This is a genomic window from Streptomyces sp. A2-16 (assembly GCF_018128905.1).
GTDB lineage: Bacteria > Actinomycetota > Actinomycetes > Streptomycetales > Streptomycetaceae > Streptomyces.
Genome location: NZ_CP063808.1, coordinates 8,016,091 through 8,039,250, shown reverse-complemented (window position 1 = coordinate 8,039,250; position 23,160 = coordinate 8,016,091). Strand labels below are relative to the sequence as shown.

Genomic DNA, 23,160 nt, shown 5'->3' with positions numbered 1-23,160 from the left:
CGACCTGCCGCGTGAACGTCGACAGGTTCGGTGGGAGGGCGGTGCCGGACTGTCATGGTCCGGCACCGCCCTTCTCGCTACGTGGCGCACTGACCCAGTGGGCCGACGCGGTGCGGGTCGGTCACTTCCTACGCAAAGACGGACAACAGGAGGGCCATGCCCAAGCCCAGCACGCTCACCAGGGTCTGCACCACCGTCTGCGTCTTGGTGGCTTGGGTGAGATCCATGCCGAAGGATTCCTTGACCAGCCAGAAGCCGGCGTGGTTCACGTAGTTCAGCCCGAGGGAGCCTGCCCCGATGGCCACCACGAGCAGCGATGCCTCCAGGCCGCCTCCGCTGACCATGGGGGCGATGATGCCGGTGGCGGAGACGATGCCGACGGTGGCGGAACCGGTGGTCAGCGACAGCAGGAGTGCGATCAGCCAGCCCAGCACGATGACGTTCAGATGCGCCCCCTCGGCGGCGGAGGCGATCGCGTCGCCGATGCCGGAGTCCTGGAGAACCTGCTTGAACGCACCACCGCCACCGATGATGAGCAGGATGGCGGCGATGGACTTCAGGCTGTCCGTCAGGGATGCGCGGACCTCCTCGCCGGAGCGGCCTGTGCCCAGAGCGGTCACGCCGAGAGCGAAGAGCAGCCCGGCGAGCATCGCCACGACGGGTTCGCCCAGGAAGGTCAGCGCGGAACTCACGGTGCTCGTCTCGTCGAGCACCGTTTCGGCGAGGGTACGCAGCAGCATGAGGGCGACAGGGACGAGCACCGCGGTGATGGCCAGCCCGGTCGGTATCCGGGAACGGGAGGTGACGTCCGTATCCGCCGATGACGCATGCGGAGCGCCGGCCGTCACGCTGACGGGCGACTTCTCCCGGACGGACTGCGACGCACCCGTGAACTGCGCGACAAGAGCCTCGTCCGGGCGGACCTCGGCAAGGCGCGGCGCGATCCACCGGGCGTAGACGGGGCCGGCCAGGATCACGGTGGGGACGGCGCAGACGAAGCCGACGACCATGGTGAGGCCCAGGTCGGCGTGGAGACCGGTCATGGCGGTGAGCGGCCCCGGGTGCGGCGGCAGCATGCCGTGCAGGGTGGACAGCGCGGCGATGGCCGGTACGCCGAGCAGGACGTAGGGGGAGCCCTTCGTGCCGCCCTGGGCCTCCAGCCGGCGCGCCACGCTGAAGATCAGCGGCAGCAGCACGATCAGGCCGACCTCGAAGAACATCGGGATGCCGATCACGAACGCCGCGGCCGTGACCAGCCAAGGCAGCCTTTGGGTACTGGAGCGGTCGATCAGGGCGTGGGCGAGGGCGTCGGTGGCACCCGAGTCGGACAGCAGGCGCCCGAGCATGGCGCCCAGGGCCAGTGTGATGCCCACGTCCCCGAGGGTGCCGCCGGCACCGTCCTCAAGGGACTCCACCAGTTTGGCGGCGGGCTCACCGGCGGCGAGGCCGGTGCCGACGGTGACGACGATGAGCGCGACGAACGGATGGATGCGCAAGCGGGAGTTGATGAGGTAGATCAGGGCCGTGATCGCGATGGTGAGGATGAGCAGCAACCACCAGGTGTGCGTGGTCATGCGGGTGCCTTTCGACGGACAGGTGATGGGCATGGCGAAGTGAGCCGCAGCGCGGAGGGGTGTTTGTGCGGCTGGTGTCAGGAGGGGCGGGCGGTAGCCCGGTCAGTCCAGTCCGAGATCCCTGACGAGACGGGCCACAGATGTGTCCTGTTCGGACAGGTACGCGGCGAAGGCGTCGCCGGTGGTGAACGCGTCGGTCCAGCCATGGCGGCGGAGTTCCGCTTTCCATTGCCGGGACCGGTGCATCGCCGTCAGCGCTTCGATCCACCGCTTCCGGTCGGCGCCTTTGATGCCGGGCGGCGCCACGACTCCCCGCCAGTTGCTGAAGACCAGGTCGATGCCGGACGCCTTGAGGGTCGGTACTCCGGGCAGTGCGTCGATCGGTCGTGGGCTGGTCACCGCCAGGACCCTGAGCTGACTGGCGTCGATCTGGTCGAGGAACTCGCCGAACCCGGTGGTGGCGAAGTCGACCTTGCCGTCGAGGAGAGCGGGCAGCAGGTCGCCGCCACCGCCGCCATAGGCGACGTAGCCGACCCTATGCGGCTTGATACCGACGGCCTTGGCCAGCTCCATGGCCAGCAGGTGGTCCGGTCCGCCGGGTGAGGACCCGCCCCCGACCTTCAGGCTCGCGGGATTCCTCTTCCAGGCGGCGATCACATCGTCGATCGACCGGTAGGGCGAGTCACGGCGCACGACCACCGCGCCGGCCTCCTCGACCAGCCGGGCCAGCGGAGTGGTCTCGATGACGGACGCCTTCGCGTGTGCCACGTGCGACGCACCGATCACTCCGAGACCCATCTGCAGAGCGAGCCGGCCGTTGCCCCGCTCGTTCACGATGCGCTGCAGGCCGACCGTGCCGCCTGCTCCCGGCAGGTTGAAGACCTGCACGCCGGAGTCCACACCGGTCTCCTGCAGCACGCGGGCCACTGTCCGGGCCGTGGTGTCGTAGCCGCCACCGGGGGTGTTCGGAACCATGATCCGCAGCCCGGTGTCGGCTCCTTCCCCGTCGGGCAGCACCTGGCACCCGGTGACGAGAAACAGTGACAGCGCGAGGATGGCGCCGCGAAGGGCGTGCGAGCGACCTCTCATGGCACCTCTCTTCCGCAGCCGTCGGGATGGACGTCATGATTGTGCGGCCCGTGGTGCGAGCCGCCCAGTTTGTGTCAGCAGTAGAGATTGAGTTCGTTGTGGTCACCAGTTTTCGGCGTCATACCCTCGCGGGCGAGATGCTGGCGCTGCAGCTCGCCATCGTCGTGGTCGTGCTGCTGGCGGTCGCGGCGCTCTCGCTCGCCCAGTCGGAGGCCACCTTCAGCCGGGTCGAGGGCCGCCGCGTGAGTGCGCTGGCCGAGCAGTTGGCCGCCAATCCACTGGTGCGCAACCAGCTCCCACGACCGGCGCCGGAGGAGACGCTGGCCCCGCTGACGCACTCCACGCTGGTGCAGTCCGGGATCACCTCCGTGACGATCGCCGACTCCTCCGGTCGCATCGTCAGTTCGACCAACCCGACGGTCATCGGTGACCGGCTGCGGCTCGGACCGGGGGTGGCCCGCGGACGGGGCTGGTCCGGCTCGCTCACCTGGGACGGCAGCCGCGAACTGGTGGCGCAGGTGCCGGTGCTCGGCGCGGCGAGCGGGGACCTGGGGCGCACCCTGGGCACCGTCATGATCGGGGAGGCGTCCCCGACGGTGTGGCAGCGGCTCAGCGGTGCTTCTTCCTATCTCCTCGCCTACCTGGGCATCGCCAGCGGGCTGGGCCTCGCCGGCTCCTGGCTCCTTGCCCGACGGGTCAAACGCCAGACGCTCGGTCTGGAGCCGCGAGAGATCACCGGGCTCGCCGAACACCGCGAGGCCATGCTGTACGGGATCGCCGAGGGCGTGGTCGCCCTGGATCCCCAGCAGCGCGTCACCCTGGTGAACGAGGTGGGCAGACAGCTGCTCGACCTGCCCGAGGAGTGCGTGGGCCGTACGCTGGGCGAGCTCGGCATCGACGGCCGTCTTCACGACGTACTCACCGGCACCCGGCCCGAAGCGGAGCACGGGCCCGACGAAGTGGTCATCCGGCACGGTCGCGTGCTGGTGATGAACAGGATGACCGTCACGAAGAACGACCGCCTGCTCGGCTCGGTCACCACGCTGCGGGACCGCACCGAACTGGCTCGGCTGGAACGCGAGATCGGCTCCTTCCGCAGCACGTCCGAGCTGCTACGGGCCCAGACACATGAGTTCGCCAACCAGCTGCACACCATCTCCGGACTCATCCAGATCGGCGAGCAGGACGAGGTCGTACGCTACGTTCGGGCGCTCACCCGGCGCCGCCAGTCCCTGGACATGACCATCGGCCGCCGCATCCACGATCCGGCCGTCGCCGCCCTCCTCATGGCGAAGGACTCCCTCGCGGCCGAACGCAGGATCACCCTGAAGATCTCGGACGTCACCTCCCTCGGCCGGCTCGCTTCGGAGGACGCCGCCGACGTGGCGACCGTGGTCGGCAACCTGGTCGACAACGCCATCGACGCCGCAGCCGGAAGCGGCCTCGACGACCGGGAACCCTGGATCGAGGTCGAACTCCGGCAGGACGCGTCCAGCGTGGAGATCGTGGTGTGCGACTCGGGCCCGGGCGTGGCTCCCGAACTCGCCCAGGAGGTCTTCCACCACGGTTTCACCACCAAGGCCGCCGCGGAGGGCGAGCGGGGCATCGGCCTTGCACTCACCCAGCTCGTCTGTGAACGACGGGGCGGGGAGATCAGGGTGACCAACACCGCCGAAGGCGCCCGGTTCACCGCGCGCATGTCCGTGAGCCACTCGACGGAAGCGATCGAGGAAGGAGCAGCACGTTGACGGACACCTCCGGCACGATCGACGTTCTCGTCGTCGACGACGACTTCATGGTGGCTCGGGTCCACCGCACCTTCGTCGAGCGGGTGCCTGCGTTCAGGGTCGTCGGCACCGCGGGCACGGGTGAGCAGGCCATCACCGCAGTCGACGAACTGCGCCCGGATCTCGTGCTCCTCGATCTCTATCTCCCCGATGTCTTCGGCCTGGACGTCATCCCGCGGCTGCGCACCGCGGGACACGACTGCGACATCATGGTCATCAGTGCCGCGCGCGAGGCCGACACCGTGCGCGGCGCGGTCCGCCACGGTGTCGTGGACTACCTCCTCAAACCCTTCGACTACGAGGACCTGAAGCCCCGCCTGGACCGGTACGCCGCACGGCGCGGCCGGCTTCTCACCACGGTGGTGCGCGGCCAGGCCGACATCGACCGGGCTCTGTCCGCAGGGTCTGTCCCCGCTGCTGTCGCCGGACTCCCGAAGGGCCTGAGCGTGGAGACCGCCGACCTCGTCCAACGCACGCTTCGCGATGCGGACGGCACCCTGTCGGCCGCCGAATGCGCGGCCGCCACCGGTATCTCCCGTGTCAGCGCCCGCCGTTACCTGGAGTACTTCCACACCACCGGCACGGCGGCCGTCGCCCTGCGCTACGGCGCGGCCGGCCGGCCCGAGCGGCGCTATGGCTGGCGAGGGTGAGAAAGAGAGTGTCCCTCCCGTCATCGGAATCGGTCTGAAGTGCGACGTAGGGATTGGCATTGATCGACAAGGGGTGCCGAGATCCTCAAAGGACTCATAATCCGTCGGCCGTGGGTTCGAGTCCCACCCGTCCCGCCATGCACCCCTGTGACCTGCGGAAACGTTCATTCTTGGGGCGCTGGGGCGTCAACTTTGCCTGAACGGACTGAATCCGCTGCCTCAGGGGCCGTACAGGGGCCGGGACGGCGAAGGTGGGTCCAGCATCGAGCTCTCGCCGAGCGATCAGCACCAGCGAGAATCCGGCGAGGGTGGCGAACAGCGCCGAGGCCCGGCCGCTCGCCAGCCAGACGAACCAGGTGCCCGCGCCGTCGCTGTTGGTGGGGAAGGGATTGAAGGGGCCGACGTGCACGGCGAACATCCCGAACACGGGCGCCACTCCGACCAACCGTGCGGTCGACGAAGGGCGTTTCGTCGCTGTGGCGGACTCGGGTGCGGGCAAGGGCTGGGCAGGCGCCTTCCTGGCGCTTTCGATCTCGGTCACCGGGACAACCTTGCCGAGGCGGGGGCGCGGTCGACCATCCGCCGTGCTTCAGGAGGTCCCCCGCTGGTCGGCCGACCGGTCCCCTCCGATCGGCGGGGGCCCGGTCTCCAGCACACCTGTGGTGTCGCCGCGGGGCCGCGTCACTCTTACCGGATGTGTCGGGCCAGTCCGGTCGCCCTGCCCATCAGCCATTCGAGCGGTCCTCGCTTCACGAAGCGGGACCAGAGGGTGGCGAGGACGGTGACGGACGCGATGAGGCCGAGCAGGATGTGCAGCGGCGGGACGGCCGATGTCTCGGTGTCCAGGAGCCAGATGGCGACGATGTGGTAGACGTACGCCGTCAGTGACATCGAGCCGACCGCGATGACGGGCTTGGCCAGGCGGCGCAGCCGGGGAAAGGCGTCCATGGCGGCCAGGCACGCGGTGATCACCAGGATCGCCACACCCGTGGCGGCAATGATGGACAGGGTCGCCTCGCTGTGCGGCGCTGAGGCCAGCATCCCGGCGGGGGCGTCGCCGAAGATGCCGATGCTGTCGGGCGACACGGACGACACCGACGACATGCCCGGCCCCTCTTCGGCTTTCCGGACGGCTTCGGCGGCACCGGGTACGAGACGCACCGCGAGCCAGGAGCCGCCGTAGCCGGTGACGGCGAGGGCGACGCCGGTGAGGGCCAGGCGTATCCGGACGGACGTGGCAGCCAGGTCGCAGCGGGCGAGGGCCATTCCGGCGATCACGAACGGAACCCAGGTCAGGGCCGGGTAACCGCCGGTGAAGAACAGTGAGACGGGGCCGTCGGCCTGGCCGTAGGAGAGGAACACGCGGCCGCCGACCACCGGCTTCAGCGCGTACAGCAGCTGCGGACCCACCAGGGCCCATCCTGCGGCGATCAACGCCAGTGGCTTGGCGCCCAGCCGGTACAGGGGCAGCACGAGCAGGAAGAACAGTCCGTAGAAAGCGAGGATCGGCACGACCGGGGTGCCCGTCAGGGTCAGGGCGGTGCCGAGGGCCAGCAGGATCACGGCCCTGATGATCACCTTGGCGACGGCCTGCCGGCCGGCCAGGCCGGTCTTCGGTGTGCGGCGGCCGGTGATGAGGGCGACCGCGAAGCCGGCCAGGACGGCGAACAGGGCGGATGAGCGGCCTTGCGCCAGTTCCATCAGGAAGCCGATGACCCCGCCCTGGCTGGGGGCGGGGCCTACGTGGACCGCGTACATGCCGAAGACGGCCAGGCCGCGGGCCAGGTCCAGCCCGATCAGCCGGCCCACGCCGGGTGCGCCGGTCGAGGGATCGCTGCGCTCGCGTTCGGGGGACGGTGCGTCGGCCGTGAGCGGCGGGGAGTCCGGGTGATGGGTCATGACCCTCAGGCTGGAGACCCGGGCCGATCATGGACCATCCGGCAGAAGGCTGCCGTGTCCCTGCCGGGTGGTGGGTGCTACCCCGCCGTGTGGCTGGAGCTGCCGCTCGCTGGGCCGCAGGAGCTCCACCTGGCTTTAGGGTCGAGTCGACATGAGGCCGGACGGCATGGACGAAGGTGAGGCGGAGCGCGTGATCCGGGTAGTGGTGGTCGACGACGAGGCACTGGTCCGCTCGGGCTTCGAACTCATTCTGGGCGCGTCCGAGGACATCGAGGTCGTCGCGACCGCGAGCGGCGGCCACGCGGTGGAGACCGTCCGGCGGGAGCGGCCGGACGTGGTGCTGCTGGACATCCGGATGCCGGACGTCGACGGGCTCACCGTCCTGCGCGAACTGCGGACGATGCCGGATCCGCCGGTGGTGGCGATGCTGACCACGTTCGACGCCGACGAGTACATCCTGACCGCGCTGAACTCCGGCGCGGCCGGCTTCCTGCTCAAGGACACGGAGCCGGAGCAGCTTGCCCACCTGGTGCGGACCCTGGTCGCGGGCGGTGTGGTGCTGTCGCCCAAGGCGTCGCGGACACTGCTGCACAGCCACCCCGGCACCGAGGCGGCCGTCGACGAGGAGGCCGCGCGGGTCCGGCTGCTCACCGCGCGGGAGCGCGACGTCCTCGTCCTGGTGGCGGAGGGACTGTCGAACGCCGACATCGGGGCGCGCATCCACCTGGGGGCGGGCACGGTGAAGGACCACGTCAGCGCGATCCTCACGAAGCTGCGGGTGACGAGCCGGGTGCAGGCCGCGCTGCTGGCGCAGCGGGCCGGGCTGCTCGACGAGCGCCCGCGGTCGGAGGCCGGCCGATGAGCCGTGCCCGTGCCGTGTGGCAGCGGGTTCCCGCACCGGTCGTCGACATCGTCCTGGTGGCGGTGGCGGCCGTGGATGTGCTGGTGGTGGACATGTGGGAGCAGACGCCTCCCGAGGCCACGCTGGCCGCGGTCGGCTGCGCCGCGCTGGCGTTCCGGCGCAGGTTCCCGCTCGGCGTCTTCCTGCTCACCCTGCCCATCGCGCTGATGCAGGATGTCGCCGTCGCTGTGCTCGCGGCGCTGTTCACGCTGGCCGAGCGCTCCCGCAACCGCCGTCTCCTCGCGGTGTGCGTCGTCCTGGCCGCCGTCGCGAGCAGTACTCCGTGGCCCCTGGCCGCGGCGGACCGGACCATGACGCTGGTCTTCTTCGTGTACGGCCTGGCAACCAGCGCCGCCCCGGTCCTGTTCGGCCAGCTTCTCCAGGCACGACGGGACCTGGCTCGGCGGCTGGCCGAGGTCGAGGAGGCCAGGGAGCACGAGCGGACCCTGCACGCCCAGGCCGTGCTCGCCCGTGAACGCGCCCAGCTGGCCCGCGAGATGCACGACGTGGTCTCCCACCAGGTCAGCCTGATCGCCGTACGGGCCGGGGCGTTGCAGGTCGCCGCCAAGGACGCGGACGCCAAGGAGGCCGCCCGCACCATCCGTTCGCTGAGCGTCACCACCCTCGACGAGCTGCGCACCATGGTCACGCTGCTGCGCGCCTCCGGCGGCAAGTCCACCGAGCTGACGCCGCAGCCCACCTTGGCCGACCTGCGCAGATTGGTGGAATCCAGCGGCACTCACACGGAGCTGACGGGCGAGCTGCCGCCCACCGTGGGCACACCCGCCCAACGCGCCCTTTACCGCACGGTTCAGGAGGCGCTGACCAACGTCCGCAAGCACGCCCCCGGTGCCCACGCTCGCGTCGAGCTGTGGCAGGACGGGGACGCTGTTGGAGTGACCGTCACCAACACCCCTCCCACACGCCCGTCCCTCTCCTTGCCCGGTTCGCAGCAGGGCCTGGTCGGCCTGCGGGAACGGGCCGAGATCCTGCACGGCACCCTGGACGCGGGTCCGACTGCTCAGGGCGGCTACCGGGTGCGGCTGAGGGTTCCCCTGAGCGCGGACTGACGTGCTGTTCAACGCCGCCACTACCAGCGGCCGTTCGGCGAGGACTGCGCGCACCACTCCTCGTATGCCGGGATGGTGGTGGGTCATCGCGCGGGGGTCAGGAGCTGGGTGGCCGCCAGCCGCGCGTACAGCCGGTCCTGGTCCACCAGTTCCTCATGGGTGCCCACGGCCCGGACCCGGCCGGCGTCCATCACGACGATCCGGTCGGCGCCCGTCACGGTCGACAGGCGGTGGGCCACCACCAGCACAGTGGTCTCCCGGGCCACGTCCGCGACGACCTCCCGCAGCGCCAGCTCGTTGACGGCGTCGAGTTGCGAGGTCGCCTCGTCCAACAGCAGCAGCCGGGGCTTCCGCAGCAGCGCGCGGGCGATCGCGACGCGCTGGCGCTCGCCGCCCGACAGCTTCGAGCCGCGGTGGCCTACCGGGGTGTCCAGGCCGTGGGGCAGACGCTCGACGAGGGTGTCGAGCTTCGTGCGGGCCAGGACATCGCGGAGGGCGTCGTCCGTCGCGCCCGGCGCTGCGAAGACGAGGTTCTCCCGTAGCGTGCCGGCCAGCACCGGGGCGTCCTGCTCCACGTACCCGATGGCGGACCGCAACTCGCCCAGGGACCAGTCCCGTACGTCCTTGCCGTCGACCAGGACCCGGCCATCGGTGGCCTCGTGGAACCGCTCGATGAGCGCGAAGATCGTCGATTTGCCCGCACCGGAAGGACCGACGAAGGCCGTCATCCCGGCACCGGGTACCTCGAAACTCACCTGCTGGTGGGTGTACGGCAGGCCCGGACGGTAGCGGAAGGTCACGTCCTCGAAGCGGACCGACGCCGGACCCGGCGCGGCTGTCCCCTGCCGGGGCAGGGCGTCCGCCTGCCGAGCGGGCGATTCCGTCGAGAGGCGTTCCACGGCCGCGATGCGGGAGATCGCCGCCGCCCCCTCCTGATAGGAGGTCACGGCGTCGACCAGCTTGGACACCGGCTCGATCAGATAGAAGAGGTACAGCAGGAAGGCGATGAGGGTGGACACGGGGATCTCCCCGGACGCCACCCGCGCCCCGCCGACCGCCAGCACCGCGAGGAAGGCCAGTTGTACGGCGAGCTCGTCGGCCGAGCCGGCCACGGCCTCCCACTTCGCGCTCTTCACACCGTGCCGCCAGGCCCGCCGCGCCGCAGCCTCCACCCGAGCGGTCTCCCGCTCCTCGGCACCGGATGCCTTCACCGTGCGAAACGCCCCGAGAGACCGCTCCAATCCGACGGAGATCTCCCCGACCGCCTTCTGCGACCGTTCGGTGGCCCGCGCGATCTGTGGCATCACCAGCGCGGCGGCCCCGCCGACCAGCACGACCACACCGAGCGTCACACCCAGCAGCACGACGTCCAGGTACGCCATCATCGCGACGGCCGCCACGAAGGCCACGGCACCCGTGGCCGCGGAGACGACCGCCTGGGTGCTGACCGCCCGCAGCAGCGTGGTGTCCGAGGTGACCCGGGACATCAGATCACCCGGCGGGATCCGCTCCCACTCCGAGATCCGCAGCCGCAACAGCCGCCCCACGAGAGTGCGCCGCGCGGCCAGGACCACCGACTCGGCCGTCCGCTCCAGCACGTACGCGCCGAACGCCTCGACCGCCGTGCCCAGCACCACCAGGACGGTGAGCGCGATCAGGATCCCGGCGATGGTGTCACCGGAGGCCAGCCGGTCCATCAGCGCCTTCGTGGCCAGCGGCTGCAGCAGCCCCCCGGCGGCCCCGACCAGGGCGCACAACAGACCGAGGGCGACCGCCCACCGGTGCGGCCGCACATACGCGCCCAGTGCCTTGATCGTCTCCCGGGCGGACAGGGGTGGCTCATCCGTCGGGGACGGCTCATACGTCGTCGGGGCGGATGCGGTGTTCACGAGATGCTCTCTTCGGCGGTGTGCCGGCTCACGCGGTGTGCCGGCTCAGTGGACGAGTCGGGCCGTGCCCGAGGCGAGGGTGTGCACCAAGGCCTCGCAGGCCTCGGGGTGGAGGACGACCAGGGCGAAGGCGCCGGCCGCCAGCGTCAGACCGAGGAATTCCAGGAACTCGCTCCTGCCGGCGACGGCGTGACGGCCCGGTACCTCCACCGATGACGTGAGGAGAGTGTCGGTCTCCTGGTGCTCCTGGTGCTCCTGGTGCTCCTGATGCTCCTCGTGCTTTGTGTGTCGCGCACGTTGTGTCATGCCTCAAGGCTCGAAGCCCGCTCGCCCCTCGCCCATCCGGCACCTGTCGGTCCCACCCCCGCCAGGTGGCTGGAGCGGATCAGCCTCCGGTAGCACCGAGGACGGGACTCCGCCGGTCGGCGGGGCGTTACCCGCCGACCGGCAGGGCCGATACCGACGCCTGCCGGATGGTCCGCCCCCGGCCGTCCGCGCGAGGTTCTCGATATGACACAGACACAGCCGCCGCAGGAGACATCAGCTCCGCAGGAGAACGCGCCTCCGCCGCCCCAGACCTCCCCCGGGTCCCCGGCCTCGCCCGGTCCCTCGATGGGACGCCTCGTCGGGGTGGACCTGGCCCGCGCGCTGGCGGTGTTCGGCATGTACGTCGTGCACATCGGCCCCCCGCTGTCCGCCACGACTGGCGTCGGCAGCTGGATCCGATACATGTCGGACGGTCACTCGTCGGTCCTGTTCGCCACCCTCGCCGGGTTCTCGCTGATGCTGATCGCCGGCCGCCGTGAGCCGAAGACCGGCCTGGCGGGCCGGCAGGCGAGGGTCCGCATCGCGATCCGCGCCGTGATCCTGCTGGCGCTGGGCACCGTGATGGCGATGGAGTACGGGGGCGTGATCATCCTCGGCTTCTACGGCGTCTACTTCCTCCTCGCCCTGCCCCTGGTGCGACTGAGCGCCAGGACCCTCGCGATCATCGCGGCCGCGTTCGCCCTCGTCACCCCGCAGCTGGCGTTCGTCCTCACTTCGGTGTTGACCCCGTCGGTCCAGCAGAGCATCAACACCTACGACCCGCTCCGTCACCTCAGCGAGGTCGGCGTCCTCGATCTGCTGCTCACCGGCTTCTACCCGGCGCTCACCTGGATGTCGTTCGTCATCGCGGGCATGGCGCTGGGCCGCCTCGACCTCTCCCGCGGCACCGTCCAGAAGCGCCTGGCCGCGCTCGGAGCCACCCTCACCGCGGCCGCCTACGGCATGTCCCTGCTGCTCTCCGGATCGGGCGCTTTGAGGAGCATGGCGGAAGACGGGTCGTCGTCCGGGGGCTCCGGTCCGATGCCCACCGGCAGCGGGTCGATGCCCGCCGATGCAGGGTCGTTCCCCGACATGCCCGCGTCGTTTCTCCTGAAGGCCGGGCCGCACAGCGGCACCACGTTCGACATCATCGGCAGCGTCGGAATCGCGATCCTCGTGATCGTGGGCGCGACGGCGGCGATGGACCGCCTGCCGCGACTGCGCCGCCTGGCCAAGCCGGTCATCGCCGTGGGCACCATGTCCCTGACCGCCTACGTCGGCCACTTCCTCGCACAGTCCGCATTTTCCACGCCCGCCGGAACCGGCACCCAGCAGTCCTGGCTGCCCCTGATCATGTACGTCCTCGGAGCCGTCCTGTTCGCCGCGATCTGGTCCCGCTTCTTCCGCCGCGGCCCCCTGGAGTATCTGCTCAACACCGCCACCAAGCCTGCGAAGCACCTGCGATGAGATCCGGGCCGGGGTGTGAACCACTTCCACACTCCACCCCGGCCCGGGCCGCTCATGCGAAAAGTCCGCCCAGGCGATCGCCGACCGCCTGCGCGCCGATCGTTGGCCTTCGCGGGTGGGGCGAGGCCGGCCCGGGTGCACGGCCCGCATGATCAGGGCGGAGGCGGGGGAGCGTCGCTCATCGGGAGGGCAGCCACGCGTCGACGACGTGCGCGAGTGCGGCCCGGCTGTCGAAGACGTGGCCGTTCGTACCGACGGCTTGCGCCGCGCGGACGTTCTCCTCGCGGTCGTCGACGAAGAGGAAGTCGGCGGGGGCGGCGGGCAGGGCGGTGACGCAGTGGTGGAAGGCGGCCGGGTCGGGCTTGGCGGCACCGATCCGTCCGGAGAAGGTGACGTGGTCGAGTCCGTCCGGAGAAGGTGACGTGGTCGAGGTCGTTCAGCCAGGGCTGGGCGGCGAGGAAGGCGTCCGCGTGGTCCGCGGGGATGTTGGACAGCAGGGCGACCCGGGCGCGGTCCCGCAGGGTGCGCACGTAGGCGATCATGTCCTGGTCGACGCGGGACCAGGCTCCGTCGGCCACCGACTGCCGGGCGTCTTCGAGTGCGCCTGGGCGCCGGTAGCGGGCCGTGATCTCACGCAGGGCAGTGTTGATGGTGTCGCGTTTGGTGGTGGTTCTGGTGTCCAGGATGCCGGCGGCCCACCGTCGCCGTGGCATCACGAGCTGTCGAGCCGATCGTTTGCATTGGGCGAAGTGTCCAACCTTCCCGTTCGATCGACCCCCTGAGTCGCGGGCTCGCCCGCAGATGGCTTGTTCACGCTGCTTCCTCGCCGCGCGATACACAGGGGGCTCCTGGGGCGGGTTAGGATCACGGTGTGATTACGGCCTGGTCGCTTTCCGGTGTGCAGCGGAGCCGCTCGACAGCGGCTCTGTGGCGCGTGCTGGGCCTGGGCCTGTTCCTCTTCGGTCTGCTGTATACGCACGCCGTCAGCCCCGACGCCACGGTGCGTCACCTCGCTTCCGGCGAAAGCGCCACGGTGTCCGACGTTCGTCTCGAGCCCGTCGCGGACCACGAGAAGGTTGCAACTGCCACGTCGGCGGTGCGCGCGAGCGAGACGCCCGACGCTCCGGCGGGCGACCACCACGGCGGACACGGGCAGCATCACGCCGGCGGGGAGTGCGAGTTGGCGCAGCCTCCACAAGGCCCCGACCTCGCCGCGCCCTGTCCGTCCGCGCTGAGCCCGGAGAGCGATGACAGCGGCGTGCCCCAGCCGGTGTACGCCGGTCACGCCGCGGCCCGGGACATGGTGGCCCCGACAGCGCACGCGGCGGACTCCGCGGTTCTGCGTATCTAGGTCAGCGCCGTTCTGGCGTCTGACCTCCTCCGCCCGGCGTTCTCAGGTGCGGTGCGGGGATGGTCGACGACCCGTTCCACCACCCCCCACTGATCCCTGTCCCTGCCGTGATCCCTCCGGCCAGGGCAGCGCCGCGCGGAGGACCTGTGCCCCCCACCCCTGCAACCGTCACCATCCATGCCCCCAGGGCGCGTTCGCACCAGCACAACCGCTTCATCCGGACCATGCTGTACGTCCTGCTGTTCGCGCTGCTGACGTGCCTCAGCGAGCAGCTCCACGCGGCGGATCCGCCGTACGGTCACCTGGCCGCCGAGTCGAGTGAAGTCCCGTCGCCCCCGGACAGCTCCGAGGGCGAGAGCCTCGACGTATCGGACACTCCCGATCGTTGCCATGACACCGGTTCCGGGCCGGTCGCGTTCTCGAAGTCCTCGGCGCGCGTCTCAGCGCCCGCGACCGCCGCCACGTCGCTGAACGACGCGGCGGACCGCCTCTCGCACGATCCCCGTGGTGCCGCGCGAGGACTCCCGCCGAGCGGCGGCCGTCCCGCGCTCGTCTCCCTCTGCCAGTGGCGCATATAGGCGTCGCCCCGGCAGGTCGGCCTCGGCCGGACCGCCGCGCGCCGCGTATCCGCAGGCGCGCGAGATGAGCAACCGCACGCGTCCGCATCGAACGAGAGCGAAACTGATGCACTCTCTGACCACGAGTGACTTCACCCCCGCCGGCTCCACCCTTTCCGGGCTGGTCGGCAACACCCCTGTTCTGCGCGTATCCCAGCCCTTCTCCCCGCCCGACCGCGGCTTCTGGGCCAAGCTGGAGGGCTTCAACCCCGGCGGCATCAAGGACCGCCCCGCACTGCACATGGTCGAACGGGCCCGAGCCCGCGGCGACTTGCAGCCGGGACGGCCGATCATCGAGTCGACCAGCGGCACCCTGGGCCTCGGCCTCGCCCTGGCCGGCATGGTCTACGGCCATCCCGTCACCCTGGTCACCGACCCGGGCCTCGAACCGTCCATGACCCGGCTGCTCACGGCCTACGGCGCCACCGTCGACATGGTCCCCGAGCCGCACCCCACCGGCGGCTGGCAACAGGCTCGCCGCGACCGAGTGGCCGAACTGCTGACGCGGACCCCCGGAGCCTGGTGCCCCGACCAGTACAGCAACCCGGACAACGTCTCCGCCTACATCCCGCTGGCCCTCGAACTCGCCTCGCAGCTGGGCCACATCGACGTACTGGTCTGCAGCGTCGGGACAGGCGGCCACTCGGCCGGCATCTCGCGCGTCCTGCGCCAGCTGTACCCCGGCATGCGACTGGTGGGCGTGGACACCGTCGGCTCGACCATCTTCGGCCAGCCCGCCCGACCCCGTCTCATGCGCGGCCTCGGCTCCAGCATCTACCCACGCAACGTCGCCTACGAGAACTTCAGCGAGGTGCACTGGGTGGCACCGGGCGAATCCGTCTGGGCCTGCAGGCAGTTGGCCACCTCGCACTACGCCACGGGCGGCTGGAGCGTCGGCGCGGTCGCGCTCGTGGCCGGCTGGCTCGCCCGCACGACACCTGCGAGCACCCGTATCGTGGCGATCTTTCCCGACGGGCCCCAGCGGTACCTGGAGACGGTCTACGACGACGAATACTGCGCCGAGCAAGGGCTGTCGGGCGTCATTCCCGCGCCCGAACCCGAGATCGTCGGCCGTCCCGACGAGAAGGAGGTCACCCGCTGGACCCGCTGCACGAGGGTCGGTGATCCGCTCTCCCCGAGGGCCGAGGCGGCCGGTGCCGAAGGCGGGGCGGCGCGGTGAAGGCGACGCTCAGGCAGGTCCGTTCCTACGAGCGGAGCGTCCAACTGCTCATGGTGAACCAGTTCACCATCAACCTCGGCTTCTACATGCTGATGCCGTACCTGGCCGCCCACCTGTCAGGCTCCCTCGGGCTGGCCGGCTGGCTGGTCGGACTCATCCTGGGCGTACGGAACTTCAGCCAGCAGGGCATGTTCCTCATCGGCGGCACACTGGCGGATCGTTTCGGCTACAAGCCGCTGATCGTCGCGGGGTGCGTGCTGCGCACAGTGGGCTTCGCCACGCTCGGTCTGGTCGACTCGGTTCCCGCGCTGCTCGCCGCCTCGGCGGCCACCGGCTTCGCGGGGGCGTTGTTCAACCCGGCGGTGCGTGCCTATCTCGCGGCCGACGCGGGGGAGCGCAGGGTCGAGGCGTTCGCCCTCTTCAACGTCTTCTACCAGGCGGGCATCCTGCTCGGCCCGCTGGTGGGGATGCTGCTGACCGGCTTCGACTTCCGGATCACCTGCCTCGTATCGGCAGCGGTCTTCGCGGTGCTGAGCGTCGTACAGATCCGCTCGTTGCCCGCTCGACGGGCGGACGACGCGTCGAACGCGAAGTCCGGCGCGCGGGAGCGTGTGCTGTCCCAGTGGGGCGGGATCCTGCGCAACCGCGCGTTCCTGCTCTTCTCGACGGCCATGATCGGCTCGTACGTCCTGTCCTTCCAGGTCTATCTGGCGCTGCCGCTGGAGGTACGACGCCTGGGCGGCGACGGCGAGTTCGGGACCGCGGCCGTCGCAGTACTGTTCGCGGCCTCGGGACTGGCCACGATCTTCGGCCAGACCCGGGTGACCGCATGGTGCAAGGAGCGGCTGGAGCCCGGACAGGCCCTGGCCTGGGGGCTGTTGTGCATGGGCGTGGCGTTCGTGCCTCTGCTCGCGGCGACGGCCGTGCCGGTGCCCGACGAGGGGTTGGGGCGCCGGCTGCTCGCCGCCGTCCCGCCGACGCTGGCCGCGCTGCTGCTGGCCCTGGGCACGATGATCGCGTACCCCTTCGAGATGGACACGATCGTCCGACTGTCGGGCGACCGCCTCGTCGCCACGCACTACGGCCTCTACAACACCATCTGCGGCGTCGGCATCACCTTGGGCAACCTGCTCACCGGGGCGGCCCTCGACGCCGCGCGGTCGGCGGGCATGTCCGCGCTGCCCTGGCTGGCGCTGCTGTCTCTGGGGCTGGTGTGTGCAGGGTCCCTTTACGGGCTGCACAGGGCCGGCCGCCTGACCCACGAGGCTCCTGAGCCTCAGCAGGCAGCGGTCTGACGCAGAACCTGTCCTCGGGGCGGGGCGAGGGGCTCAACGCCGCTCGCCCCGCCCCACGACAACTTCAGGAGGACACAACGGGTCTCCGGCCGCCTGTGAAGCCCCGGAACCGGACAACCGCCACGGAATGCCGGCGAGGTCCACCCCTGGATCGCGTTCACGATGTCCCGCAGGCCGTGTCCGGGCGGGCGGAGCCTGACCGCTCAGACGATCCGGGCAGCTCGGCTCCCGCAGACAACCCCGAAGGCCGCTGCTCCCTCATACCAGTCGAACCGCCGGGATTCTCGGAGAGGAGCGTTCAGTGGCCCGTCAGTGGTCCCGCAGGAAGTTCGTGGTCTACTCGCTCGCGGCATCCACGCTGACCGTCGCCGCGCCGCTCGGCTGTGACGCGGCGCCCGCGGAGGGCGCCGAGCCCACCGCGGCCGCCCCGCGCCGGCCGTCCGACGTCCTGGTGACCGGTGCCGACGAGGAGATGCTGGTCCTCGAAGTCACCGAAGCCAACAGGGTCGTCGTACGACTGCCGCGCGTCGAGGTCGGCCAGGGCGTCACCACCGCGGTCGCCATGATGATCGCCGAGGAGCTGGACGCCCGGCTCGCCGACGTCGACATCCCGCTCGCGGACGCCCGGGCCAAGGGCAACCAGTTCACCGGCGGTTCGAGCTCGGTGAGTTCGCTCTACGGTCCGGCCCGTGAGCTGGCCGCTCTGGCGCGCGCCAAGCTGGTGACCGCGGCTGCCAGACGCTGGCACCTTCCCGCGCGGTACCTGCGCACCCGGGACACGAGGGTGATCGCACCGGACGGGCGCTCCGCCACCTTCGGTTCGCTCACCGCGAGCGCCGCCCGGATCACCCGGCCGGCCGTGTCGAGCAAGCCCAAGCCCCCGTCCCGGCACCGGGTGATCGGGCGGCCGACGACCCGGATCGACGCCCGGGACATCGTCACCGGCAAGGCCAGGTACGCCGGGGACCTGGCGGTGGCCGGAGCGAAGCCGACCGTGGTGGCCCGGCCGCCGACGCTCGGCGGGAGGCTCGTCTCCGTCGACTCCCGGGCCGCACGCGCGATGCCGGGCGTGCACGCCGTCGTCAAGGTCGCCGGTGGGGTCGCCGTGGTGGCGGAGTCCTTCCACCACGCCTTCCAGGCGAGGGACGCCCTGCGGATCACCTGGGCACCGGGCCCGCTCGCGGCGCTCTCCGATGCCGCGATCCGCTCGCGGCTGCGGGCCGCCGTCCCCCGGCTCGGCAACCCGCCGGGCGGAACGGCGCAGACGGAGGGCGAGTTCGAGTTCGCCTTCGTCGGCCACGCCCCCATGGAGGTGCTGACCGCGGTGGCGGACGTCCGTGCGGGCCACGCCGAGATCTGGTTCTCCTCCCAGACGCCGATGGACGCGCGGGACAGCATCGCCTCCGCGGTCGGGCTGCCCGCCTCGAAGGTGAAGGTCCACGTCGTACGAGGCGGCGGCTCCTTCGGCCGGCGGCTGAACCACGACGCCGCGATCGAGGCCGCCCTCATCTCGAAGGCGGCGGGCCGGCCGGTCAAGCTGATGTGGAGCCGCGCCGACGACATCCGGCACGGCCGGATGCGCCCGGCCAGCCACCACCGGATCCGGGCCAGCCACGCACGGGGCAGGGTGGTGGCGTTCACCCACGTGATGGCCTCGGTGAGCGAGTCGTACGAAGGGCAGAACCTGTCCGCCCAGGGGAACACCGGCATCACGGTGACGCCGGCCGTCGCACCCGCTTCCGGCCCGCTGCCCAGCGACAGCGGCCTGTACAACTTCGGCCGTGTGTCCGGGGACTCGGGATCGGTCGAACTGGCGATGCCCCTCGGTGCCTGGCGGTCGGTGGACTCGGGGACGATGCGGACCGCTGAGGAGATCGTCGTCGACGAGGTCGCGAGGAGCCTGGGAAAGGACCCGATCGCCTTCCGGCGCACCACCCTCAGGAACAAGGCCGTCAAAGCCGTGCTCGACAAGGTCGCGGACGCCGGTCACTGGGGCCGGGAACTGCCGGCGGGCCGGGCACAGGGCGTCGCCGTCCACGAGGAGTACGGCTCCTGCGTGGCCTGCCTGGTCGAGATCGACGCCACCGACCCGAAAGACCCTCGGGTGACCAAGGTGGTGATGGCGGCCGACGTAGGAACGGCCGTCAACCCGCGCGGACTTGAGGCCCAGCTCATGGGCACTGCGATCGACGGCATCTCCACCGTCCTCCGGGCCGGACTGCACATCGACCGGGGCGCCGTCCGCGAGAGCAGCTACGCCGACTTCCACTACGCCCGCCAGCGGCACGCCCCGTTGCGCTTCGAGGCGCACATCATGCCCTCCCGGCGGGAACCGGGAGGGGCGGGCGAACTCGGCGTCCCGGCCGCGGCCGGTGCCGTCGCCAACGCCTATGCCCGGGCGACCGGTTCCAGGCCCCGCCGCTTCCCGCTCAACTTCTGACCCGACCTCCGAGAAGGTGCCGATGCCCTCCTACTCCTTTCTCCTCAACGGGAAGCAGGTCACCGTCGAGGCCCCGTCCGACATGCCGCTGCTGTGGGTCCTGCGGGACATGCTGAACGTCACGGGACCCAAGTACGGCTGCGGCGTGGGCGTCTGCCGTGCCTGTACGAGCCACCTCGACGGCGAGGAGATCCAGCCCTGTGTCGTGCGGGTCGCGGACTGTGCGGACCGCGAGGTCACCACGATCGAAGGCCTGGCCGACGGCGACAGGCTGCATCCCGTGCAGCAGGCCTGGCTCGAGCGCGATGTGGCGCAGTGCGGCTTCTGCCAGCCGGGTCAGATCATGGCCGCGGTGGCCCTGCTGAAGAAGACGCCCCACCCGACGGACGCCGACATCGACGACATCGAGAACGTCTGCCGCTGCGGTACCTACTCCCGGATCCGCGAAGCGATCAAGAAGGCCGCGGCGAACGGCTGACGGTCGGCGGTGGGGGCATGGGGGCCAGGGCGTCGGTGAGGGTCACCCGCCCGCCCGCTCCGGTGCCGCGGCCGTCGTGGGAACCGCGCGCGCTCGTGGAGCGGTGGGCGCGCTCGTCCGGCAGCAGGAGGCGGGGGCCGTCGTCCGGCAGCAGGAGGCGCCCGCACCGGCTCGGTGAGCGCGTCGACCTCCTGGCACACTGTCGCCTCGACACATCGGCAGGCGAGGGGACGGGTGGGACGGGGTGCGCTCGCGGGACACTCGGGAACGGCCGGACGTCGCCGTCGTCGTGGCGGCGCGGGCCGGGGACCGGCAGGCCTCGGAACAGCTGGTACGGGACTGTCTGCCGTTGGTCTACAACATCGTCGGACGGGCGCTGAACGGGCACGGCGACGTCGACGACGTGGTCCAGGAGACGATGATGCGGGTCCTGGACGGCCTGCCCGGACTGGAGCGGCCGGAGCGGTTCCGGTCCTGGCTCGTCGCCATCACCGTGCGGCAGATCCGTGACCGGTGGCGCACAGGGCGCACCTGGCTCACCGCGGAGCCCCTGGAGGACGCCGCCGAGGCGGAGCCGCAGCCCGACTTCGCCGACCTGGCGATTCTTCGGCTCGCGCTGTCGGGCCAGCGGCGTGAGGCGGTGGAGGCGACCCGCTGGCTGGAGGACGAGGAGCGCGAGATGCTCGCGCTGTGGTGGATGGAGAGCGCCGGTGAACTGACCCGCGGCGAGCTCTCCGCGGCCTGCGGCCTCACACCGCAGCACGCCGCGGTCCGGGTCCAGCGGGTCAAGGAACGACTGGAGACGGCGCGCACCGTCGTACGGGCCGTGACGGCCTCGCCGCGCTGCCCGGACCTGGCCGCCGTCCTCGCTTCGTGGGACGGGCGGCCGTCCGGACTGTGGCGCAAGCGGCTGGCACGCCATGTCCGCGACTGTCCGCAGTGCCTGCGGAGCGCGTCCGACCTGATACCGGCGGAGGGGCTGCTGGCAGGACTCGCGCTGGTGCCGGTGCCCATCGGTCTGGCCGGACTGGTGCTGGCCAGGACGCTGGGGGCGGGATCCGCCGGGGCGGGCGTCGGCGCAGGCACCCGTACGGCAGGCGGTGCGAGCCGTACGGCGCGGACGATCGGCCGGCTGGCCGCCAAGCCCGCGGCGGCGGCAGCCGCGACTGCCGTCACGCTCGCGGCTGCCGGAGTGGCCTGGTACGCCGCCACGGGATCGCACGAGCCGGCCCCGCGGCCCGCCCTGGCGGCCCCGCTGTCGCCGGGCACCTCGACCCCGCCGACGTCCCCGCGAACGTCCGACTCGCCGACCCCGACCCTGACCGCGACCGCGACGCCTGAGCCGAAAGCGGCCCCGGTGACGACGGCCGAGCCGCGCGTTTCGGGGCGGCATGCCCTGCGGTCCGTCGACCACCCCGGTGACTACGCGAGCCAGTCGGACCGGCTCGGCATCCTGGGGCCGGTCGGCGCCACCAGCTCCGAGGCCGCGCGTCAGGCGGCCACCTTCACCTTCGTGCCCGGCCTGGCCGACCCCCACTGCTACTCGCTCAGGGACGCCACGGGCAGGTATCTGCGCCACTACGCCTTCCGCCTCCGGCTGGACACCGACGACGCCTCCGCCCTCTTCCGGAAGGACGCCACCTTCTGTCCCCGTTCCGGTTCCACGGCCGGATCGGTCTCCCTGGAGTCGTACAACTACCCCGGCCGCTACCTGCGCCACCGGGACAACCTCCAGCTGTGGCTCGACCCCGCCCAGAACACGGCCGCGTACCGGGCCAGCCGCTCCTTCGTCCTCGTGGCGCCCTGGACCTGACACCGAACCCCGCTCATGACCGGCGCGGGAAGCGCGGGGATGTCCGATCCCGCGCGTTGCCGCAGAATTGGCGTTATGTCGTGTTCGTCCCGCATGGGAGGCACCCGTGAAGGATCTCAAGTTCGAGCAGAAGAGCTCGCTGTCGCGCATCGAGGCGGCTGATCGGCTGGAAGCGCTCGCGGCCGCGCTGAGGGACGGCGGGGAGGCCGAACTGGAACTCGGCTCCGGAACCACGTTGAGCCTGCGGATTCCCGACGACCTGCGCACCGAGGTGGAGGTCGAGGTCGGTGACGGGGAGATCGAGCTGGAGATCGAGTTCAAGTGGTCGACCGCACCGGCCCGGACAGCACCCTCCCGACCGGCCGCCGCCACGGAGAAGGCCACGGCAGCGAGGAAGAAGAGCGGGCCCGCCAAGCCCGGCGGTAGGGGTACGGGCGCCAGGAGGGGCAAGACCGGCTGACGGGAGACGGACGGTCGATGTGTCAGGCCGGTTCCGGGACGAAGGGGTACAGCTCCTCGGCTCCGGACTGTATGACGCCGTACGTGCTCTCCGGTACCTCGTTCCAGGCGCCGGGCAGGTCACCGAGGGGTTCGGAGACGACGAGCCGGGTGTCGTCGGACACCTCCCGCAGGAAGGCCGCATCGGGGTGCAGCTTGCGCAGGGTGTCCACGCGGGTGCTGTAGAACAGCGACCGGGAAGTGCCCTGGCTCGAATAGCGGAAGGCCCATACGCGTTCGCCGTCGGTCACGCCGATCGTCATCTGCAGAGGGAACTCCACACCGTGGTCGCGGCCGCTGCGCTCCACCGCTCCCACCATCCGGGCCACCGCCTCCGGCGGGTTCTCGTCCAGGCCGAAGGTGAGGGCCAGGTAGAACATGAGCTCCGAGTCCGTCGTCCCCTCGATGTCGGCGTACAGCGCGGGGTCGACGAGCAGGGACAGGTCGCGGCGTACGAGGTGATAGTCCGCGATGGCGCCGTTGTGCATCCACATCCAGCGGCCGTGCCGGAACGGGTGGCAGTTCGTCTGCTGCACCGCCGTGCCGGTCGTCGCCCGTATGTGGGCGAAGAACAGCGGGGAGCGGACATGGTCCGCTAGCTCCCTCAGGTTGCGGTTGTTCCAGGCGGGGCCGACGTCGGTGAACAGGGCCGGGGTGGCGATGCTCTCCTCCGAGTACCAGCCGACGCCGAAACCGTCGCCGTTCGTCGTCTCGACACCCAGTCTGGAGTGGAGGCTCTGATCGATCAGCGAGTGGGCCGGTTTGTAGAGGATGGTGTCGAGAAGCAGGGGTGTTCCCGAATAAGCGAGCCATCGGCACATGAACGATCACCTGTGTTCCTGCCTGCACCTGCGGG

Annotated in this window: 20 protein-coding genes and 1 pseudogene; 13 read left to right on the top strand and 8 right to left on the bottom strand. The window is 71.0% G+C overall.

Annotated features, from left to right (window positions below; all coding sequences use genetic code 11):
* Positions 1 to 128 precede the first annotated feature (128 nt).
* Positions 129 to 1,574 (bottom strand): gluconate:H+ symporter, encoded by a 1,446-nt coding sequence (locus tag IOD14_RS36090; protein ID WP_212672499.1) that lies wholly within the window; start codon positions 1,572 to 1,574, stop codon positions 129 to 131.
* Positions 1,575 to 1,676: 102 nt separating this feature from the next.
* On the bottom strand, positions 1,677 to 2,663 hold the full coding sequence (locus IOD14_RS36085) for a tripartite tricarboxylate transporter substrate binding protein (protein ID WP_212672498.1): 987 nt from the start codon (positions 2,661 to 2,663) through the stop codon (positions 1,677 to 1,679).
* A gap of 98 nt (positions 2,664 to 2,761) precedes the next feature.
* On the opposite strand from IOD14_RS36085, the gene IOD14_RS36080 reads away from it, so the two are divergent.
* Positions 2,762 to 4,411 carry an ATP-binding protein gene (locus IOD14_RS36080; protein ID WP_212672497.1) on the top strand — a complete coding sequence of 550 codons (1,650 nt, stop codon included), beginning with the start codon at positions 2,762 to 2,764 and terminating at the stop codon, positions 4,409 to 4,411.
* Entirely contained in the window at positions 4,408 to 5,100 is a 693-nt protein-coding gene (locus tag IOD14_RS36075) for a response regulator (RefSeq protein ID WP_123988969.1), read from the top strand. Before IOD14_RS36080 ends, IOD14_RS36075 begins: the two co-directional genes overlap by 4 nt.
* 271 nt (positions 5,101 to 5,371) lie before the next feature.
* Here the strand turns inward: IOD14_RS36075 and IOD14_RS36070 are convergent.
* Both IOD14_RS36070 and IOD14_RS36065 read right to left on the bottom strand, forming a co-directional pair.
* Positions 5,372 to 5,641: pseudogene (locus IOD14_RS36070) on the bottom strand (hypothetical protein); the annotation flags it as partial.
* A gap of 146 nt (positions 5,642 to 5,787) precedes the next feature.
* A complete protein-coding gene (locus IOD14_RS36065; protein WP_123988968.1) occupies positions 5,788 to 6,999 on the bottom strand; it encodes a DUF418 domain-containing protein in 1,212 nt (403 codons plus the stop codon).
* 166 nt (positions 7,000 to 7,165) lie between these two features.
* Here IOD14_RS36065 and IOD14_RS36060 point away from each other — a divergent pair, with 166 nt between their 5' ends.
* On the top strand, positions 7,166 to 7,861 hold the full coding sequence (locus tag IOD14_RS36060; protein WP_123988967.1) for a response regulator transcription factor: 696 nt from the start codon (positions 7,166 to 7,168) through the stop codon (positions 7,859 to 7,861).
* The gene (locus tag IOD14_RS36055) at positions 7,858 to 8,970 is read left to right on the top strand and encodes a sensor histidine kinase (protein ID WP_212672496.1); all 1,113 of its coding nucleotides are present in this window, start codon (positions 7,858 to 7,860) and stop codon (positions 8,968 to 8,970) included. The genes IOD14_RS36060 and IOD14_RS36055 overlap by 4 nt, the downstream gene beginning before the upstream one ends.
* A gap of 83 nt (positions 8,971 to 9,053) precedes the next feature.
* Here IOD14_RS36055 and IOD14_RS36050 read toward each other — a convergent pair whose 3' ends face one another.
* Together IOD14_RS36050 and IOD14_RS36045 are read right to left on the bottom strand one after the other, a co-directional pair.
* The gene (locus IOD14_RS36050) at positions 9,054 to 10,859 is read right to left on the bottom strand and encodes an ABC transporter ATP-binding protein (protein ID WP_123988965.1); all 1,806 of its coding nucleotides are present in this window, start codon (positions 10,857 to 10,859) and stop codon (positions 9,054 to 9,056) included.
* A gap of 45 nt (positions 10,860 to 10,904) precedes the next feature.
* Positions 10,905 to 11,165 (bottom strand): hypothetical protein, encoded by a 261-nt coding sequence (locus tag IOD14_RS36045; protein WP_212672495.1) that lies wholly within the window; start codon positions 11,163 to 11,165, stop codon positions 10,905 to 10,907.
* A gap of 204 nt (positions 11,166 to 11,369) precedes the next feature.
* Here IOD14_RS36045 and IOD14_RS36040 point away from each other — a divergent pair, with 204 nt between their 5' ends.
* Entirely contained in the window at positions 11,370 to 12,632 is a 1,263-nt protein-coding gene (locus IOD14_RS36040; RefSeq protein ID WP_212672494.1) for a DUF418 domain-containing protein, read from the top strand.
* Positions 12,633 to 12,810: 178 nt separating this feature from the next.
* On the opposite strand, the gene IOD14_RS44935 is transcribed toward IOD14_RS36040, so the two are convergent.
* Complete coding sequence (locus tag IOD14_RS44935) at positions 12,811 to 13,008, bottom strand: HAD-IA family hydrolase (RefSeq protein ID WP_349252450.1); 198 nt, start codon at positions 13,006 to 13,008, stop codon at positions 12,811 to 12,813.
* 495 nt (positions 13,009 to 13,503) lie between these two features.
* Here IOD14_RS44935 and IOD14_RS36030 point away from each other — a divergent pair, with 495 nt between their 5' ends.
* From IOD14_RS36030 to IOD14_RS35995, 8 genes are all read left to right on the top strand, one after another.
* Positions 13,504 to 13,983 carry a hypothetical protein gene (locus tag IOD14_RS36030; RefSeq protein WP_123988963.1) on the top strand — a complete coding sequence of 160 codons (480 nt, stop codon included), beginning with the start codon at positions 13,504 to 13,506 and terminating at the stop codon, positions 13,981 to 13,983.
* Positions 13,984 to 14,129: 146 nt separating this feature from the next.
* A complete protein-coding gene (locus tag IOD14_RS36025) occupies positions 14,130 to 14,561 on the top strand; it encodes a hypothetical protein (protein WP_212672493.1) in 432 nt (143 codons plus the stop codon).
* Positions 14,562 to 14,667: 106 nt separating this feature from the next.
* The gene (locus IOD14_RS36020; RefSeq protein WP_212672492.1) at positions 14,668 to 15,780 is read left to right on the top strand and encodes a PLP-dependent cysteine synthase family protein; all 1,113 of its coding nucleotides are present in this window, start codon (positions 14,668 to 14,670) and stop codon (positions 15,778 to 15,780) included.
* Positions 15,777 to 17,075: an MFS transporter gene (locus tag IOD14_RS36015; RefSeq protein WP_123988960.1), complete on the top strand. Its 1,299-nt coding sequence runs from the start codon at positions 15,777 to 15,779 to the stop codon at positions 17,073 to 17,075. Before IOD14_RS36020 ends, IOD14_RS36015 begins: the two co-directional genes overlap by 4 nt.
* Positions 17,076 to 17,406: 331 nt before the next feature.
* Complete coding sequence (locus tag IOD14_RS36010; protein ID WP_212673470.1) at positions 17,407 to 19,515, top strand: molybdopterin cofactor-binding domain-containing protein; 2,109 nt, start codon at positions 17,407 to 17,409, stop codon at positions 19,513 to 19,515.
* 22 nt (positions 19,516 to 19,537) lie between these two features.
* Complete coding sequence (locus IOD14_RS36005; protein ID WP_123988959.1) at positions 19,538 to 19,993, top strand: (2Fe-2S)-binding protein; 456 nt, start codon at positions 19,538 to 19,540, stop codon at positions 19,991 to 19,993.
* 244 nt (positions 19,994 to 20,237) lie between these two features.
* Positions 20,238 to 21,806, top strand: coding sequence for a sigma-70 family RNA polymerase sigma factor (locus IOD14_RS36000; RefSeq protein WP_212672491.1), 1,569 nt, complete (start codon positions 20,238 to 20,240; stop codon positions 21,804 to 21,806).
* Positions 21,807 to 21,912: 106 nt separating this feature from the next.
* Positions 21,913 to 22,266, top strand: a complete 354-nt coding sequence (locus tag IOD14_RS35995) for an amphi-Trp domain-containing protein (protein ID WP_123988957.1) — start codon at positions 21,913 to 21,915, stop codon at positions 22,264 to 22,266.
* A 22-nt stretch (positions 22,267 to 22,288) separates the two neighbouring features.
* Here IOD14_RS35995 and IOD14_RS35990 read toward each other — a convergent pair whose 3' ends face one another.
* A complete protein-coding gene (locus tag IOD14_RS35990; RefSeq protein WP_123988956.1) occupies positions 22,289 to 23,125 on the bottom strand; it encodes a class II glutamine amidotransferase in 837 nt (278 codons plus the stop codon).
* Positions 23,126 to 23,160: the final 35 nt, after the last annotated feature.